Source organism: Desulfosarcina widdelii (genome assembly GCF_009688965.1).
In the GTDB taxonomy this organism is placed as follows: domain Bacteria; phylum Desulfobacterota; class Desulfobacteria; order Desulfobacterales; family Desulfosarcinaceae; genus Desulfosarcina; species Desulfosarcina widdelii.
In genome coordinates this window covers 3,281,812-3,298,685 of sequence record NZ_AP021875.1, presented here as the reverse complement: position 1 = coordinate 3,298,685, position 16,874 = coordinate 3,281,812, and the positions used below count along the sequence as shown (strand labels likewise).

Annotated in this window: 12 protein-coding genes and 1 pseudogene; 8 read left to right on the top strand and 5 right to left on the bottom strand. The window is 53.8% G+C overall.

Going from position 1 to position 16,874, the window contains the following annotated elements; genetic code table 11:
* Positions 1-181 precede the first annotated feature (181 nt).
* The 4 genes from GN111_RS15395 (at position 182) to GN111_RS15380 (ending at position 5,190) form a co-directional block, all read left to right on the top strand.
* Positions 182-1,345, top strand: a complete 1,164-nt coding sequence (locus tag GN111_RS15395; RefSeq protein WP_155304595.1) for a molybdopterin molybdotransferase MoeA — start codon at positions 182-184, stop codon at positions 1,343-1,345.
* 70 nt (positions 1,346-1,415) lie between these two features.
* Positions 1,416-3,419 (top strand): aldehyde ferredoxin oxidoreductase N-terminal domain-containing protein, encoded by a 2,004-nt coding sequence (locus GN111_RS15390; protein ID WP_155304594.1) that lies wholly within the window; start codon positions 1,416-1,418, stop codon positions 3,417-3,419.
* Entirely contained in the window at positions 3,373-3,903 is a 531-nt protein-coding gene (locus GN111_RS15385) for a 4Fe-4S dicluster domain-containing protein (protein WP_155304593.1), read from the top strand. The genes GN111_RS15390 and GN111_RS15385 overlap by 47 nt, the downstream gene beginning before the upstream one ends.
* A 72-nt stretch (positions 3,904-3,975) precedes the next feature.
* Positions 3,976-5,190 (top strand): molybdopterin molybdotransferase MoeA, encoded by a 1,215-nt coding sequence (locus GN111_RS15380; protein ID WP_155304592.1) that lies wholly within the window; start codon positions 3,976-3,978, stop codon positions 5,188-5,190.
* A gap of 48 nt (positions 5,191-5,238) precedes the next feature.
* Here the strand turns inward: GN111_RS15380 and GN111_RS15375 are convergent, their stop codons facing one another.
* Genes GN111_RS15375 through GN111_RS15365 form a run of 3 tightly spaced genes read right to left on the bottom strand, consistent with a single transcriptional unit; the run spans position 5,239 to position 7,355 of the window.
* Positions 5,239-5,646, bottom strand: coding sequence for a hydrogenase maturation nickel metallochaperone HypA/HybF (locus GN111_RS15375; protein ID WP_170302321.1), 408 nt, complete (start codon positions 5,644-5,646; stop codon positions 5,239-5,241).
* Positions 5,639-6,313: a hydrogenase nickel incorporation protein HypB gene (gene hypB / locus GN111_RS15370; protein WP_155304590.1), complete on the bottom strand. Its 675-nt coding sequence runs from the start codon at positions 6,311-6,313 to the stop codon at positions 5,639-5,641. Before hypB ends, GN111_RS15375 begins: the two co-directional genes overlap by 8 nt.
* On the bottom strand, positions 6,300-7,355 hold the full coding sequence (locus GN111_RS15365) for an ATP-binding protein (RefSeq protein WP_170302320.1): 1,056 nt from the start codon (positions 7,353-7,355) through the stop codon (positions 6,300-6,302). The genes hypB and GN111_RS15365 overlap by 14 nt, the downstream gene beginning before the upstream one ends.
* A gap of 690 nt (positions 7,356-8,045) precedes the next feature.
* Between GN111_RS15365 and fdnG the strand changes: the two genes are divergently transcribed.
* From fdnG to GN111_RS15350, 3 genes are all read left to right on the top strand, one after another.
* Entirely contained in the window at positions 8,046-11,084 is a 3,039-nt protein-coding gene (gene fdnG, locus GN111_RS15360; RefSeq protein WP_155304588.1) for a formate dehydrogenase-N subunit alpha, read from the top strand.
* A gap of 51 nt (positions 11,085-11,135) precedes the next feature.
* The gene (locus tag GN111_RS15355) at positions 11,136-11,876 is read left to right on the top strand and encodes a 4Fe-4S dicluster domain-containing protein (protein ID WP_155304587.1); all 741 of its coding nucleotides are present in this window, start codon (positions 11,136-11,138) and stop codon (positions 11,874-11,876) included.
* 103 nt (positions 11,877-11,979) lie between these two features.
* Positions 11,980-12,909 (top strand): formate dehydrogenase accessory protein FdhE, encoded by a 930-nt coding sequence (locus GN111_RS15350; protein WP_155304586.1) that lies wholly within the window; start codon positions 11,980-11,982, stop codon positions 12,907-12,909.
* Between the two features lie 606 nt (positions 12,910-13,515).
* Here GN111_RS15350 and GN111_RS15345 read toward each other — a convergent pair.
* Positions 13,516-14,940 (bottom strand): annotated as a pseudogene (locus GN111_RS15345) (IS5 family transposase); the annotation flags it as partial.
* Positions 14,941-15,257: 317 nt separating this feature from the next.
* Here GN111_RS15345 and GN111_RS15340 point away from each other — a divergent pair.
* Positions 15,258-16,139 (top strand): hypothetical protein, encoded by an 882-nt coding sequence (locus tag GN111_RS15340; protein WP_155304585.1) that lies wholly within the window; start codon positions 15,258-15,260, stop codon positions 16,137-16,139.
* A 102-nt stretch (positions 16,140-16,241) separates the two neighbouring features.
* Here the strand turns inward: GN111_RS15340 and GN111_RS15335 are convergent, their stop codons facing one another.
* Positions 16,242-16,724, bottom strand: coding sequence for a cache domain-containing protein (locus tag GN111_RS15335; protein WP_155304584.1), 483 nt, complete (start codon positions 16,722-16,724; stop codon positions 16,242-16,244).
* Positions 16,725-16,874 lie beyond the last annotated feature (150 nt).

Below are 16,874 nucleotides of genomic sequence, written 5' to 3'. Positions count from 1 at the left end.
CAGCTAAGTTAAAGCTACATAAAAGCTATATTGTATCTTTTTTATGCGAAGCAGAACCCAGGCCCGTACAAAAACTCCAGGATACCCGATCATTGAAAAACAACCCGTTATGCGGGGTTTATTCGTAGCGTATTCGTTATGTCTCTGTTGACACAACAAACAAATGTATTGAGGCACAGGTATGATCGATCTCCATGAGGCACAGGGACGGATTTTGCAGGCAACTCCGGTTTTGGGGCGAGAAAGCGTGCCCATCATCGAGGCATTGAGAAGAGTCCTTGCCCTGGATATCGCTGCCATAGAAGATCTGCCTGCCTCGGACGTCTCTGCGCTTGACGGCTACGCCATACGGCATACCTCGCTTCAAGGCGTTTCACGCCGTCATCCTGTCCATCTCAGGATTATCGGCGAAGCGCCCGCCGGAAAACCATGCGGGGCAACCGTAGGCGACGGTGAAGCGGTTCGAATCATGACCGGGGGGCTGGTTCCCGAAGGTGCGGATACGGTGATAAAGCTGGAGGCAACGGCTGAAGACAGCGGTAACGTGATGTGCATGGCCAATCCGGGGCAGGGATATGGTATACGCCCGAAGGGAGACTCACTGAAAAAAGGACAAATTGTCCTTCGTGCAGGAGACGTCATCGGCCCACTGGAAATCGGTGCGCTGGCCAGCATGCGTCGCGCCTATGTTTATGTACATCGGAAGCCCACTGTCGCGATTCTCTCGACGGGAGATGAACTGTCGGACTTTCACGAACCGGCTTCTCCCTGGAAAGCCATGTGCTCGAATTTATACGCATTGGCTGCCCAGGTTGTCGAGGTCGGCGCCACGCCCCTTTGCCTCGGCATTGTCGAGGACAAACTGCGGTCCCAACAGGACATCCTAACCGAGGCGCTTCGAGCGGACTTGATCGTCACTTCCGGCGGCACTTCCCGAGGAAAATACGACCTGATTCGCGAGACATTCGCATCCATGGGAATGGAAATGCGGTTTTCCACGATATTTGCCAAACCCGGAAAACCGACCCTATTTGGAACCATCGGAAATCGTCCGGTCTTCGGGTTGCCCGGAAACCCATCGGCAACGATGCTTTCCTTTGAACAATTCATCCGGCCGGCACTGCTCAAGATGATGGGACATCGAAACGGATTGTACATCCCTTATAACAACGCAGCATCGGGTCACGGAAACGATGGCCTGCTAAATATCGATTCCTTTAAAAAGCGACCCGGAGAGGAAAACGATCATCGGCGGGCGTCGCAAGTTCCACTGGGAAGGCAGTTAGATCATCATGTTAGCAAGACAGTGACTGTACCGAAACGATTCAAAGTCGTTGCCCGCTGACGTTTTCCTATTTTTACTCAAAATTGCTGGTTGAAAACAAAGAAAACTGTAAGGCCAGAGGAATTGAACCATGCGCTATGCCGAAACCGGATACAATTTGGAAATCGACTTGACTCGAGGCAATATCGAACGGGTAGAGACCGATCCGCAACTTCTCGAAACACATCTGGGCGGACTGGGAACTAGCGTCAAAATTCACTACGACCGGGTGCCTCCGGAAACGAAAGCATTCGACCCTGAGAATCTTCTCATCTACAGTTCGGGTCTTTTGTGCGGAACGCCGGCTTTCAGCGCCAATCGAACGATCGTCAGTTTTATTTCGCCCCAGACAGACCTTTTGGCCTATCCGATGATGGGGGGCTTTTGGGCGTCGGAGCTGAAATATGCCGGTTACGACAAAGTCGTAATACGCGGTAAATCTCCAGAGCTGATCTATATCTGGATCCACAACGAAACGGTGGAACTGCGCGATGCCACCCACTTGAAAGGCAAAGGTGCCGTCGAGACCCAGGAGCTGATCCGAAAAGAGTTAAACGATCCTTACGTGCAGATCTCAGCCATCGGCCTGGCCGGAGAGAACCGATGCTTCACGGCTTCCATCGAGCAGTCGCGGTCGAGTTCCAGCAGGGGCGGCGGCGGGGCGGTCATGGGAGACAAGAACATCAAGGCGATCGCCGTGCGAGGGACCAAGGCGGTCCATCTGGCCCGCGGGGCTGAATTTATGGAGCATATGAAGGAGATCAGGAAATATATCGATTTCAGGAACGCCAATCCCCTGCCGGGCCTGATGCCGATTTTATCGGGAATCGGATCGCCCCAGATGATGAAGCATGTGGACGAAAAATGGCATACGGAAAGCTTTGCCTGGGGCAATGCCCGCGTCCGCAGAAAGGATTTCTGGACAGAGGAAATCGAAAAAAGCTGGGAAAAAAGTCAAACCGGCGCCATCAAGCGGTTCATCAGTTGTTTCAATTGCCCGCAGCAGTGTGGCGCTTTAATCGCACACAAAGACGTTCCCAGATACATGATGAAATGCTTTTCGAAACTGACCTATGCCATGGCGGCGTTTGTCGATGATCTGGATTTTTCGTGGGAAATCTGTCAGCGCGCTTTCGAGTATGGGTTGGATTCATTCTCAACGCCCCAGATCCTGGCATTTGGTTTCGAATTGTACGAGGCGGGCATTTTAACCGATGCCGATTTTAAAGGCTGTCCAGCGGACAAGGAAGGACGGTTTTTCTGGCTTTTGGATCGCATTGCCCGGCGGGAGGGCATCGGCGACGTGCTGGCTGACGGCACCTATTGGGCGGCCCGAAGAATCGGAAACGGAGCGGAGGACTTCGATCACAACACTACCAAGAAGCATGAGCAGATGAATATCAAGCTGGGCATGTTCGACCCTTTGTACTATCTGATGTATGCTACAAACGAAAAAGTGAGCATAACCCAGATCGAGGGCAACTGGCCCCAGGCGGCATTCCCTAAAAAGGAGCACAGGGAGGCTTTTGTAGAGGATTGGCCGCAGCTTCCGGACGAAAAATTCAAGCAGTATTTTCTGGACTGGGAACCTCGGGGAGAAAAGGCCAACCCGCACTATCCAACCCCCGAAATAGCATCCCAAATTGTGGATTGGATGGAGATGCTGCACAACATCGACGACGCTCTGGGGCTTTGCGCAGGCATGGGATCTTTTTGCCTCAAGCCGCCCTACCATATTCATAATTATCCGAAGTTGATTTCATCGGCGACCGGAATGGATATCGATAAGCAGGGGCTGAAGAAAATTGTCAACAGAAGCCGGAACCTTCACCGGGCCTTGAACAATATGAGAGGGCTGAGAAGAGTCGAGGAACTGCCGCCCGAGGACCATTGGAAGCATCGGTTCCCCGAACTGGAAGAAGCGTTGATGATGCATTATTACCAATTCAAGGGGTGGACTGTAGATGGCATTCCCACCCGGGAAAGATTAAAGGATCTGGATCTGGGGTATGTGGCCGAAGATTTAACCAAGAGAGGAATTTTGAGCGATGGCCAAGATCAAAAAAAAGGTGAAAACCATCAAGATCGATGCTGATAAATGCAATGGCTGCCGCACATGCGAGGTCATCTGCGCCGCCTATCATTCTCAACCGAAATACAGCAGTGTCAATCCGGCAGCATCGCGCATACGCATCATTACGCACCGTCTGGACGACATCTGGCTGCCGGTGTTTGCGGGCGAGTACTCGCCTTCTGAATGTATGGGCAGAGATAAGTATATCATCGACGGAAAGGAGTACGACGAGTGCACTTTCTGCAGGGCGACCTGCCCGTCGCGAGACATGTTCAAGGATCCAAATTCGGGACTCCCGCTCAAATGCGATATGTGCGAAGGCGAAGAGGGCCCTTTGTGTGTCGAATGGTGCCTGAACGATGTTTTGATTTACGAAGAGCGGGAGGAGGAAGTCGAAGAAGAGGTAGAAATGGAAGAGATGGATGCAGGATTGGCGGCACTGATTGACAAACACGGATTTGATAAGATAACCACTGCTTTTGCCCGCATGTCGCAAAATAAGTGAACGCGTGCGGCCGAGCATCATTGCCGGTCTATCCATCGGGACATCCTTTTCTTCCTTGAACGTGAGTGACTTATGAAGAAAGTACAGACGGGTTACGCAGAAGCGTTGCGGGTGACCCTGGAGACGATTACTCCCCTTAGCAGCGAAAGGCTATCGCTTTTTGAATGCTCGGATAGAATTCTCGCCAGCGAACTATACTCCCAGGTGTGTTCACCGTCCACGGACGCTTCACTGAAAGACGGTTACGCAGTCCGATCGACGGACATCGAAAAGGCATCTCCCAAAAACAAGGTTTCGTTGACAGTTATCGGCACGGCGGCCGCCGGGCTTCCGGCAAATACCGCCCTATCCGGTGGCGATGCCATTCGAATCCTTACCGGTGCCAAGATTCCGGACGGGGCCGATGCCGTAGTGTCGGAAGAGTTCGCTATTTTAGAAGGCGAGTGCATAGCTGTTTTCAATACCGCGGAGCCGGGTCGCAATATTCTGCCGAAGGGCGCCGATATCGAAGCGGGAGAATTGATCGCTGCACAAGGCAGCCGCCTTTCGCCGGGCATGATCGGTATCTTCGCAGCCGCCGGCTATGACACACTGCCTGTCCATCGTCAGCCCGGACTCGCCATTATTGCAACGGGAGATGAACTGGTGGCTCCCGGGCAGCCCCTTCCCGCAGGAAAATTGTATGCCAGTAATCTGGAAATGCTGAAGTCCTGGTGCCGGCGATACGGTATGCAGACCACCTTCTCCATCCTCAAAGATCGACCGGATCTCATCACGGCAACCATCGACGAGGCCATTTCCACCCATGATGCGGTAATTACCAGCGGCGGCGCCTGGGCCGGCGACCGTGATTTCGTGGCCCGGACGCTGTCTGCCCTCGGCTGGAAGAAATGCTTTCATTGGGTCCGCATGGGGCCCGGTAAGCCCGTCGGTTTCGGCATGCTCCGGGATAAACCGGTGTTCCTTCTTCCCGGAGGACCGCCGTCCAACCTTACCGCTTTTCTCCAGATCGCTCTGCCGGGTCTTTTAAAGCTCGGCGGCCACGGCAAACCTTCCCTGCCTGGAACGATGGTGAAGTTGGTTCGCCACCTGACCTGCCGCCAGATCGACTGGACCGAGTTCGTTTACGGCTCCCTGACCGATGGAGAGCGGCATCCCCTTTTTACCCCCTTGCGGATGTCCAGTCGTTTGAAAGCCATTGCCCGGGCCGAAGGGGTGATCGCCATCCCAGAAGGCGTGAAGTCTTTGCCGGAGGGTGCCGTCGTTGCCGCACAGCTGCTCAGATGAAGGCAGGTTTGAATTTGCGCAGCGCCGCCTGAGACTTCAACCAAGAGGTCATTTCCCGGCTTCTCCATCTGGGAGAATGGGATCATGATCGCTCAGGGTCAGATCGATCAGATCAAATCCCAAGCCTCCGGTGATCGTTAGTTTTCCCAAACTGCAGCCGCATCCTTTTTTTAAAAGAGCCCCCAAGGCCGGGTGGATGGGCACCTGGGAAGGAATATCCGCCGTCACGATTTTTCCGCATGCCGTGCAGGTAAGCTCTACTGGAACCGTTTCGAAGATAAGGCGGGCCCTTTCGGCCAGCGTGCCTGCGCTAAGGTAGCGGAAGAACACCTCCACCGAAGCCGGTACAATAGCACTGAAGCGACCCACTCCCAGACGGATTTCGGTGATTCGCCTTCCACCTGCCTCCTCCAGGGCCAAGTCCAACATGGCCTGTGTATAGGGCTCTTCATGCATGGCCGCGGATTCCCTTTTTGGTTTTGATCGCCTCTGCGACCCAATGGTGCCATGACTCCAGACCGGTTCCGGCAAGGCAACTGACTTCAAAAACGGACATGTCCGGATTGATCGTCCGGACATTGGTTTTTAGGTCGGCGGCAGTGGCCGACAGATGGGGTTCCAAGTCTATCTTGTTGATTACGACAACTTGTGCACGGGCAAAGGTTTCGGGATATTTAAGAGGCTTGTCCGTTCCCTCGGTCAAGCTGGTCACCACCACGGTGACATCCTGACCTAAATCCCAGGCTGCCGGACAGAGCAGGTTGCCCACGTTTTCAATGACGATCAGGTCCGTGTCGGCCAGGTCAAAGCGGTCAATAACTTCGCTCACCATGCGGGCATCGAGATGACAGCCGCCCTCGGTATTGATCTGGACGCCGCCGCCGCCGGCGTGGATGATCCGCTCGCTGTCCAGGCGGGTATAGGGATCGCCTTCGATCACATTGATGGTGAACCTGGACCCCAAAGCGACAATGGTTTTTTCCAGCAATGCTGTCTTACCGGCGCCCGGCGAAGCGATCAGGTTAAGTACCAGGACCCCGTAGTCGGCGAATCGCTGGCGCAGGTTCTCCGCCAATCGGTCATTGGCCGCAGTGATCGCCTGGCGGATCTCAAGGGTGGTCATCAGGAATTCCCCGCAAGGAGTGCATGGCGATGCACCCGATGGGGCAGCCGGTTCTGCACAGGCCGCAGCCATAGCACTTGGCCGCATCGAAGGCCACGGCCTTGCGGCTTTTGCCGTTCATGAGGATAGTGCTGCCGTCATGATAAAAGGCCCCGTATGGGCAGCGTCTGACGCAACGACCACAGTGGGTGCAGACGGTTTCGTCCCGACGGGCTTGGTAGTGCACCCGGGGATAGACGCGATCACTGTCCAGGAGGGTGGAGGCGCGCAATGGAAAACAGCAGCAGGTGCAGCAGTTGCAGAAGCCGAAAAGTCCGTGGTCCTGCCACACGCGTGTGTCGATATGCATCAATCCGTCGCGGTCGGTGGCCAGGACGATCTGCTTGCATTCATCCTTGGAGAGTTGTCGACCCAAACCCCGCTCCAGCGTATAGCGTGCGCCGTCATCAAGGCGGATGCAGGCCTCGACCATGCGGCTGCATCCTTGTGTACTGCTACGGCAGTCGCAATTGACCACGGCATGAACCGCGGCTGCATCCACCTGGGCGACCGCTTCGTCGAGAAGTAGAAAATCTTTTTGTTTGATTTTCTGGTGGGCGTCCGGGTCCTGTTTTATTTTTTCCACCACCGGAGCAATTTTATCGGCATATTCCTGCAACCACCAACCCGTGACTTCATCCCGGATTTCTTTCGGGAGGGCATCCCAGTCACCATACATGGTCAGTTCATCGAGCCGATCGTAGAATCGGGCCGGAATATAGCGTAACGGTTTATCGGTGGTATCGACGTGATCGAAAATGTAACCGACTTTGCGGCCCGCGACCTCACGATGGACGAAATGTCGACGGTAGGCTTTCTCCAGAAACGCAGCGGCCTGATACATGGGAAGCTTCAACAGGTCGGCCACTTCCACAACGCTGAGGGTCCTGCCCGCCATGGTGACGATCAGGTCGATCTCGTCGGGTTCGGCGAATACCGTTACATAAGGTGCAATGGCCGGGGGGATTTGAAAAAGGGCGATGAATTCCTTTATTCGGTCCATGACTAACCAATAATGACAGTCTCGCAAAATGTCACCAGACATGTCATTCCCGCGGGGCGGGAATCTATACCTATATGAAAATGCTGTATTCCCTGCGGGAATGACATCAACGGGCTAAATTCAACTTTTTACGCGTTCATCAATAATGACGATTTCGTAAAAAGATTTTTGCAAAGCCGTCCGAAAATCGACTTTTTTAGACGCATGCGTCTAATCGATTGCCCAATGTTCAATCAATCTTTTCTATTTTACTCAGAAGACATTGTCAATTATAGAAGAATCCAGGCTTTTGATATGGCCGGGAGCCTTTTATGGCGATGCCAGCCTCCCGGAAATCGTATGGGGGGTAAGGGCGGAAAGGAAAATTCGGCCCCGTTACGTTTTAATTAACATATTAAAATAAATGGGATAAACGCAAAATATCGTTGACACCCCGTTTTTTGTTATGTCAATGTTGATACAACTATAGCCGGGTAGATTCTCTTTCCATTAATTCGTGTTGCCTCTCAATACGTTCAGCCTCATCCCGCGCCTTTGCAAGAAGACCCGCCGGAAACAGGCTGCTGCATGCCGTTGCGTTGAAAACCGTCTCTCCACCCTACCCGGAGTACCATCCAACTTCGTTATTGATCAACCGCCAGACGTCAGGCGTTCTGGTATTAAACCAAAGGTTATTGAAAGGAGGCGGGTATGGATTACAACCGACGCGATTTTCTCAAAATCAGCGGTGCGGGCGTAGCCGGGCTGTCGCTGATACAACTGGGCTGCAGTATGAAGCAGGTTAAAGGCTATTCCGCAGGGCTCAAAATCGATGGAGCAAAGGAGGTGCTCAGTATCTGTCCATTCTGCTCGGTCAGCTGCCACATCATTGCCCATGTCAAAGACGGGCGGCTGGTGAGCACCGAAGGCGATCCGGATTATCCCATCAACCAAGGCGCGCTTTGCGCCAAGGGCGCGGCCATGCTTTCCCTGACGCGTAATCCCCACCGGGTAACCAAACCGCTCTACCGGGCGCCATACAGCGACAAATGGGAAGAGAAGAGTTGGGACTGGGTGCTGGACCGCATCGCCGATCGGGTCAAGAAGACGCGCGACAAGGGCTTCACCGCTACCAATGCCAACGGGCAGCGGGTCAACCGTCTGGAAAACCTCTTTACCCTGGGCACCTCGCACATGGACAACGAAGAGTGTGCACTGGTTCACCAGGCCGTGCGGGCGCTGGGGGTCGTCCACCTCGACCACCAGGCACGCATCTGACATAGCGCCACGGTTGCGGCTCTGGGAGAGTCGTTCGGACGCGGTGCGATGACCAACCACTGGATCGACATTAAAAATGCCGATGCCATTTTAATCATGGGCAGCAATGCTGCCGAACACCATCCCATCTCCTTCAAATGGGTGCTGGATGCCAAATACAACCGCGGGGCCGTGGTCATGCACGTGGACCCCAAGTTCTCGCGAACCTCGGCCCGCAGCGATTTCCACGTCCCCTTGCGTTCCGGCACCGACATCGCCTTTCTGGGGGGCATGATCCATTACATTCTGGAAAATAAAAAGTACTTTCATGAATATGTGGCCAACTACACCAACGCGGCCCTGATCGTCAGTAAGGAATTCGGTTTCAAGGACGGGCTGTTCTCCGGCTATGACCCGAAAACACGTACCTATGACCGCAGCAAGTGGTCTTTCGACACGGATGCCAGGGGGGTGCCGCTGAAAGACCCCAGCCTGAGACACGAACGTTGCGTCTTCCAACTGCTGCGCAAGCACTACTCCCGGTATACCCTGGATCAGGTATCCGATATCACGGGCGTCTCCGAAGAGAACCTGATGCGGGTCTACCAGTCCTATGCGGCGACCGGGACACCGGAAAAATCGGGGACGATTCTCTATGCTTTAGGCTGGACCCAACACACCGTGGGCGTTCAGAACATACGCTCGGCAGGCATCCTGCAATTGCTGCTGGGCAATATCGGCGTCGCCGGCGGCGGCATCAATGCCCTGCGCGGCGAACCCAACGTTCAGGGCTCCACCGATCACACCCTCCTCTACCACATCATTCCCGGCTACATGGCCACCCCTCGCGCCGACTGGCCGACGTTGGCCGATTACCACAAGGCCAACACGCCGGTAAGTGCGGACCCGGCCAGCGCCAACTGGTGGCAGCACAAACCCAAGTATTTCAACAGCCTGCTCAAGGCCTGGTTCGGCGACAACGCAACGCAGGAAAACGACTTCGGCTACGGTATGGTTCCCAAGCTGGACAAAGGAGTGGACTACTCCTACCTCTTTTTGTTCGATCGCATGTACCGGGGAAAGATCGAAGGCGGCTTCATTCTCGGCCTCAATCCGGCCAACAGCGTGGCCAACGCCAATAAAGTCCGCAAGGCGTTCGACAACCTCGACTGGATGGTGGCCGTGGATGTCCACAACAGCGAAACCAGCGACAACTGGCATCGCCCGGGTGTGGATCCGAAAACGGTCAAGACCGAAGTCTTTCTGCTGCCGTCGGCCCACCGGCTGGAAAAAGACGGTTCGGTGACCAACAGCGGCCGCTGGATGCTCTGGCATTACGAAGCGGTCAAGCCACCGGGACAGGCCCGCACATTCGGCGACATGTTCGTGGACCTGATGAACCGTATTCGCAAAGCCTACAAGAGAGGTGGTGCCTATCCCGATCCCATTCTCAAAATGGCCTGGCACGATTCCTATGATCCCGAAATGGTGGCTCGCCGGATCAACGGTGTGTTCACACGGGACGTGGAAATCAAGGGCAAGCGCTATCGTAAAGGGCAGCAGGTGCCCAGCTTCACGGCATTGGCGGATGACGGCTCGACCCTTTCGCTGAACTGGCTCTATGCCGGCAGTATCACCGAGGAGGATGGCAACAAGTCCAAACGCCGCGATCCGACCCAGACCCCGATGCAGGCCGAGATTGGTCTGTACCCAAATTTCGCCTGGTGCTGGCCGGTGAACCGCCGGATTCTTTACAACCGGGCCTCGGTGGATCTCAACGGCAATCCCTGGAGTCCCTCCAAGGCGGTGATCGCCTGGGAAGACGGCAAATGGGTCGGGGATGTACCCGACGGCGGCTGGCCGCCGCTGGCCACTGGCAAGGGGCGCTATCCGTTCATCATGCACAAACACGGGTTCGGACAGATCTTCGGCCCCGGCCGCGCCGACGGACCCTTTTCCGAACACTACGAGCCGGTAGAGACGCCGGTGAGCCGTCATCCATTTTCGGCTCAGCTCAACAGTCCCTGTTATAAATCCCTCTCCAGCGAGATGGATCTGCTGGCCAAGCCGGCGGATCCGAATTACCCCGTCGTGCTGACCACGTACAGCGTTACCGAGCATTGGTGCGGTGGCGGCGAGACCCGCAACGTTCCCAACCTGCTGGAAGCCGAACCTCAACTCTATGTGGAAATGAGCCCCGAACTGGCCGGCGAGAAGGGAATCGAAAACGGGGACGGTGTTGTGGTGGAAAGCGCTCGCGGGAGGGTGGAGGCCATTGCCATGGTCACCGTTCGCATGCGTCCGTTGAAGGTTCAAGGCCGCATTGTTCATGAGATCGGCATGCCGTTCTGTTTCGGCTGGACGACGCCGGGCTGTGGCGACGGCGTCAACCGCCTGACCCCGGGGGTGGGAGATCCAAACACCACTATTCCCGAATTCAAGGCCTGCTGCGTCAACATTCGCAAGGCGGACCGTCTGACCGAAATTGCCTGAAACGGACGAGGGTAGCTTCGTTTTGCCCGATACCCGAAAGGAGACATCATCATGGCCAAATCATTTCTAATCGATACGTCCCGATGCACGGCGTGCCGGGGCTGCCAGATAGCTTGCAAGGAGTGGTTCGAGCTGCCGGCCAATAAAACCAAACAGACCGGCTCCCATCAGAATCCACCGGATCTGAACCCAAACAACTATAAAATCGTGCGGTTCAGCGAACACCTGGAGGGCAACACAATCCGCTGGTATTTCTTCCCCGACCAGTGCCGCCATTGCATCGACCCGCCCTGCGTGGCTGTGGGCGGTGATATCGTGGAGGGGGCCATCATCCACGACAAAAAAACCGGCGCCGTGGTCTACACGGACAAAACCCGCCAACTCTCCGAAGAGACCTTCGAGGAAATGCGCGAATCTTGTCCGTACAACATTCCCCGGCGAGATCCCACTACGGGTCGGATCAGCAAGTGCACCATGTGTAATGACAGGGTCGTTCGAGGTCTGCTGCCGGTTTGCGTTCAGGTGTGCCCCACGGGTGCCATGAACTTCGGCGAGCGGGAAGAGATGCTTACGCTGGCCCAAAAACGGCTGGCAAGGGTAAAAAAAGAGCATCCCAAGGCCATGCTGGCCGACCCGGACGATGTAAACGTAATCTACCTGCTCGTGGACGATCCTACCAAGTACTATGAGTTCAGCGTGGCTCAGTTTATACCGGGGCTGGACCGCAAAGCTTTTCTGGCCAAACTGGGATCTCCGCTGCGAAAGGGCGTTCGTTCGCTGCTGAGGGTTTAAGCGCGAGGCCAAAACTCTTTTCGCCATTGCTGCCTACCCCGGGTTTTCGCCCAGGTGTCTGCCCGGGGTGGGATCCTCTCCACTCATAGAAAGTTGTTCAACGATGCAACTCGAAAGATCGAATGGTATGATCGAACAGCAGTACGATCAGGCGATTGCCCTGTCATTGCAAAAACGACCCGCTCTGGAAACCGTCATCAAACCCTTTGCTCCTGTATTGCTCAAAAGGGAGACCGCCATCGATGAGATAAAAGTTTGTTTGCCGCCTTTGGATCCGGAGCCTGCCGGCAGCCGGCGCCGTTCAGGTGTTCCCATGGTTGCGGACCTCTCTTTTTCCGACTTGAAACCTTCCCTGGAAAAGGCATACGCTGACCTGATGCCGACCCTCAAACTGGCTTTTCCGAACCTGGAGACAGACCTTTGTGCCATCGAAGCTGTCATCGAAAGAGGGGATTTGGACCTGGCCGTGATTGCGAAAGCTTATCTGGAGGACAACGCCGAGGCATTCCGTGCGGCGGGGAAAGTGGGCGGGCTAAAAGAGGATTCCCTCGGATTCGCCGTCAATTGGGCACTGTCGACGGTGCTCAACGCCGTAAGGATGAAGGGGGCGGCATCGGCCGATTTATCGTCCTGGTCGCTGGGGTATTGCCCTTTGTGCGGAGCCATGCCCGCCATCAGTTATCTCGCCAAGCCCCAGGGTCCTACCACCGAATTCCTTCAAGGCGGCGGCGGGCAAAAATACCTGCATTGCGCCTTGTGCGGCTGCCAGTGGCGTTTCAAACGAAACCGGTGCCCGGCATGCGATACCGAGGAAAAGGACAACCTGCGCTACTACCAGGAATCCGGTGAAACCGGCGAACGCATCGATGCATGTAAAAAGTGCCGCCATTATCTGCTATGTGTCGATTTACGGGAAATCGCTGCGCCACCCTCCCTGGATATGGCTGCCGTCGCCATGGTCCACCTCGATATCTTCGCCAGGAAAAAAGGATTCTACCCCATGACTTGGACGCCCTGGAACCGTATCGACTGACGATGCTTCAGTCAAAAAACGGCATGAAGGAAAAAGTCGATCCAAGTCGTTCATTTTTTTTCAATCCCGCCAATCCATACAGGGGTAGGTACAATCTTCTCTGCGAGAAATCTCACATAGATTTTTTTGCCTATCGGCGTTGTTCTCATTGTCCATGTGAAAGATTGCTAACAGCGCACAACAATTTTTTAAAGACTGCGGCCCGAAATCGCAGAATTTACATCGTTTCCACGAAAACAGTCTGGAAAGAAATAAAAAATATATAATTATTGCAAATAGTAAAGCCGTTAACTCGTCAAGGCGCCTTCCCATTTGCCCCCTGATCAATCATCACTCAATTGCATTTTTAGTTTCCTCAGTTTTGTCTCACCAATACTTCCTGGAGAAAAATGGTATGTGTCTTGCTTCGGGTAAAACCGTAATTCAGTTTATAGGTAAAAAATTAAATTAATTAGGGCTTCCTGAATTAGTAAAGATGCCGCATTAGCATGGGTAAATTCACCCTCTCAACAGTGACAGGTGCATTTTAGCCTGAAAATATTTACCGACTAATCGACCCAAAAGCCCGTTAAATCGTCTCTGAAGCACTCTGATATGGACCATGAACAGCAACGAGGAAGTAAAAAAGAGAGAAGAAAGGCCTTTCAGCCATTTCTCCAAGTTCATGACGATGAAGGATACCGCGATCGCCGTCTCGGATGTCACTGCCAGCTTACACATGATTCTGGATAGACTGAAGCGCCGCTTGCCCTGGCCGAACTTTCCCTCGATCGGGATCCGATCGAGCTCATCCTGACGGACCTGCTTTTTGATCTCTTTCTGTATCTCGACAGCGGCCGGTGGCCGGCCCAGCGGGGGACCCGAAAGGCGGATTCCATGTTTCTTGCAGAACCGGCGATTATCTTGGTTACGGTAAATCCGATCCACATGAACCGATGCCGGATAGTGCCCAAATCGTTTTCGAAATGCCTTGATCTGATCGATCAGATCCCCGGATTCATTGAAGGCATCCCAACTGATGCGGTCCACGAATGAAATGCCATTGATGAGACTGACCGATATCTTGGCACCAAATTCGGTAGCCGCACCGGCCTTACCCCGTTTGATCGGACGCACATGGGGTTGGCTGATGCTGACGATGCGATCATCGATACGATTTTCATGCTGGTCATACATCCATTGCTGCTGGCGATAGACTTCGTGAATGACCAGCAGCTCTTTGTACTGACGGGGACTGAGCTTCGTTAGCGGCGTTCGTTGGGATAGCTTGGTTATGCTTTTCAAGTTGCGCTTGAGATATCCCAACTGTTTCCGAATGGCCTTACGCCTCTTGCTCTTTGACAATCTTTTGCTTTTGGCTGCAGATAGAAACGCTTTGCGGGCTAACTTACGGTAGGTACGCGGTTTGGGATATTTCCCCTTGAATGGACTGTGTAGGATATCAATGATCCCTTCACTCTTCTCCCGGGCGGTATTCAACAACTTGAGGTCGGTTGGGAAAGTAATATCCGCGGGGGTACATGTGGCATCCAGAAGTAATTTGCCCTGGTTTTCACTACCTCCACCTGTAGGCGTGGAATCATCGTCATTTTTGGTTTGGGAACGGTCTTTCGATTGTTTTTCTTGTTCAAGTGCCTTGCGGGCAATCGACTCATTGATCTTGGCCAGCATCTTTTTGCCAAACCGCTTGCGGAAGTATACGAACAGGGACGGATCAAAGGGCTTTTCGTCCTCATAGGCCTTGTAGCCTAAAAAGTATTGGAGATACGGATTTTCCCGGATCTGTTCTACCGTCTCTTCATCGCTGGTTCCCAAGCGCTCCTTGATAATCAGGGCGCCCAAGGCGACTCTTACCGATTTGGCCGGAGGGCCCAAACCGGAGTTGGTCAACGATTTACTGTAGGCCGGTTCGAACTGACCCCATGGAATAAACTTGGCTAATTTCACCCAGCGATTGTCGCTTCGCAGTTTTCCGCCGAAAGGCAATTCGAAAGTTTCGAATTCCAGCTGCTTTTGATTATGTCGATACATGATAGGACCGAGAAAAGTGCAAGGGTTTTGAGGGGTAAAGCGTGGTTATATTTGCATTTAGCTCGATCCTCAATACCATAAAATGTATAGTATTTCAAGTGTTTATCTTTAATTCAGGAAACCCTAATTAGGCATGTTACAAAATGTTACGTTGGGGTTACACAACTGCCATAAAGTTTATGGAATATCCAACGATAGCATCAAGTAAGGATTCGATTAGAGATGTACGATTGGCGTTTTTATCAACCCACCAAATACAAAGGAGGCGTATCATGATGGTTAGTAGTGTCGGTTCCGAGCCTTATTCAATGAGGCAAATGCCACCTGTTGGCAGCCGCCAGGACCCGTCGGAGATGTTCAACAATATCGACGAAGACGAAGACGGCAGCCTGAGCGAAGACGAAGCAGGAACGATCGCTGATATGATCAGCAATGCAACGGGTGAAGAGGTAACAGCGGCGGATTTAATTGACGAGTATGACGAAGGCAGCGACGGCGTCCTCAGCGAAGAGGAGACCGAGGCGGCATTGGAGGCCAACCGGCCCGATGGCCCCCCGCCGGGCGGCATGATGACTCGCGGCGATTTCGACGCATCGCATATGTTTTCCGATTCTGACGAGGACGAAGACGACAGCCTGGACGCAACTGAGATGGAAGCGATCGCTGATATGATCACCAACGCGACAGGCGAAGAGGTCACGGCGGAATCGCTGATCGAAGAGTATGACGAAGACGGTGATGGCCTCCTCAGTGAAGAGGAGGCCGAGGCGGCATTGGAGGCCAACCGGCCCGATGGCCCCCCGCCAGGGGGCATGATGTTCGGCAATGTCGATGAGGATGAGGACAAGGACAAAACGGAAACGCTTGCTGAGATGATCAGGAGCGCAACGGGCGAAGAGGTCACGGCCGAAGAACTGATCGAGGCGTATGACGAAGACGAAGACGGCGTCCTCAGCGAGGAGGAAACCCGAGCGGCGTTGGAGGCCAACCGACCAGAAGGTCCGCAGCCACCCCCCGAAATGGAGGAATACGGCCAACAGAACATTTCATGGCAAGCAGCAGCCGGTATCGAAAGCTACATGACGATGGCTAACCTGGGTATGAGCCAGGACCAGTCCTTCGCCTCATCGGCGATGTTTGGTGGAAATAGCGCTTTTACTTCATCCGGTACGCTTATGTCCGTGAATACCCGTGTTTAAGGGTTGAACATCCTGGAAGAAAAAAGCCCATAGCCGCCGCCGATACCGGCGGCGGCATACTACTGGAAGGAATTGTGCGGATCTTCGAACCAACCGAGATTGTCAATAATACACGCCCGGCGACATAACGTAGAATCCAGCGCCCACGAAGTACTCCGTCCCCGGTACCCGATAGATAAAGGTATGTTTGGGCTTGTTGACATCCATGCCGGGAACGGGCCACATGTATTTGGTCCAGCCTTTGCCTTTCTTGGCGGCCTTGACGAAATCCCTGAAAAACGCCTTTCCATCCACATCGGTGGCATCGATCAGGGTCTCCGGTTTCAACAATTCCGGTTTGTGGGGATGCGCCAGCATCCTGGCCTTCATGTTCATCAGAAAAACGTAGCTGACACCGTCGTTCCACACAAAACGGCCCTCTTTGTTGTTGATTTCCTTGATGGCGGCATCGATGCCCTGGGTTTTAATGAACGTTGCCGCTTCCTTGCACTTGGAAATGCAATCATCCCGGGTGCCCGCCATTGCCGGTACGCTCAGCAGAAGAACAAGGACCATGATCCAGCCACAAACAGTTGAGATTTTCAAGTTAGCCTCCGTTTTTTTGGATCATTTGATCAATTAGTGCTCGATTGATCAAAAAAAATATAAAGAAAACAGCATGTTTGTCAAGACGTAAATTGGCCGCCATTCAATGCCTGCCCGTTTGCCGGATGATTCATTGCATCGTGTTGGCAA

Bases quoted from the DNA above. Each gene is read 5' to 3' on its own strand.
- GN111_RS15355 (WP_155304587.1), top strand. From the start codon at position 11,136: ATGGCCAAATCATTTCTAATCGATACGTCCCGATGCACGGCGTGCCGG.
- GN111_RS15350 (WP_155304586.1), top strand. From the start codon at position 11,980: ATGCAACTCGAAAGATCGAATGGTATGATCGAACAGCAGTACGATCAG.
- GN111_RS15380 (WP_155304592.1), top strand. From the start codon at position 3,976: ATGAAGAAAGTACAGACGGGTTACGCAGAAGCGTTGCGGGTGACCCTG.
- GN111_RS15340 (WP_155304585.1), top strand. From the start codon at position 15,258: ATGCCACCTGTTGGCAGCCGCCAGGACCCGTCGGAGATGTTCAACAAT.
- GN111_RS15395 (WP_155304595.1), top strand. From the start codon at position 182: ATGATCGATCTCCATGAGGCACAGGGACGGATTTTGCAGGCAACTCCG.
- GN111_RS15365 (WP_170302320.1), bottom strand. From the start codon at position 7,355: ATGGACCGAATAAAGGAATTCATCGCCCTTTTTCAAATCCCCCCGGCC.
- GN111_RS15375 (WP_170302321.1), bottom strand. From the start codon at position 5,646: ATGCATGAAGAGCCCTATACACAGGCCATGTTGGACTTGGCCCTGGAG.
- GN111_RS15390 (WP_155304594.1), top strand. From the start codon at position 1,416: ATGCGCTATGCCGAAACCGGATACAATTTGGAAATCGACTTGACTCGA.
- GN111_RS15385 (WP_155304593.1), top strand. From the start codon at position 3,373: ATGGCCAAGATCAAAAAAAAGGTGAAAACCATCAAGATCGATGCTGAT.
- hypB (WP_155304590.1), bottom strand. From the start codon at position 6,313: ATGACCACCCTTGAGATCCGCCAGGCGATCACTGCGGCCAATGACCGA.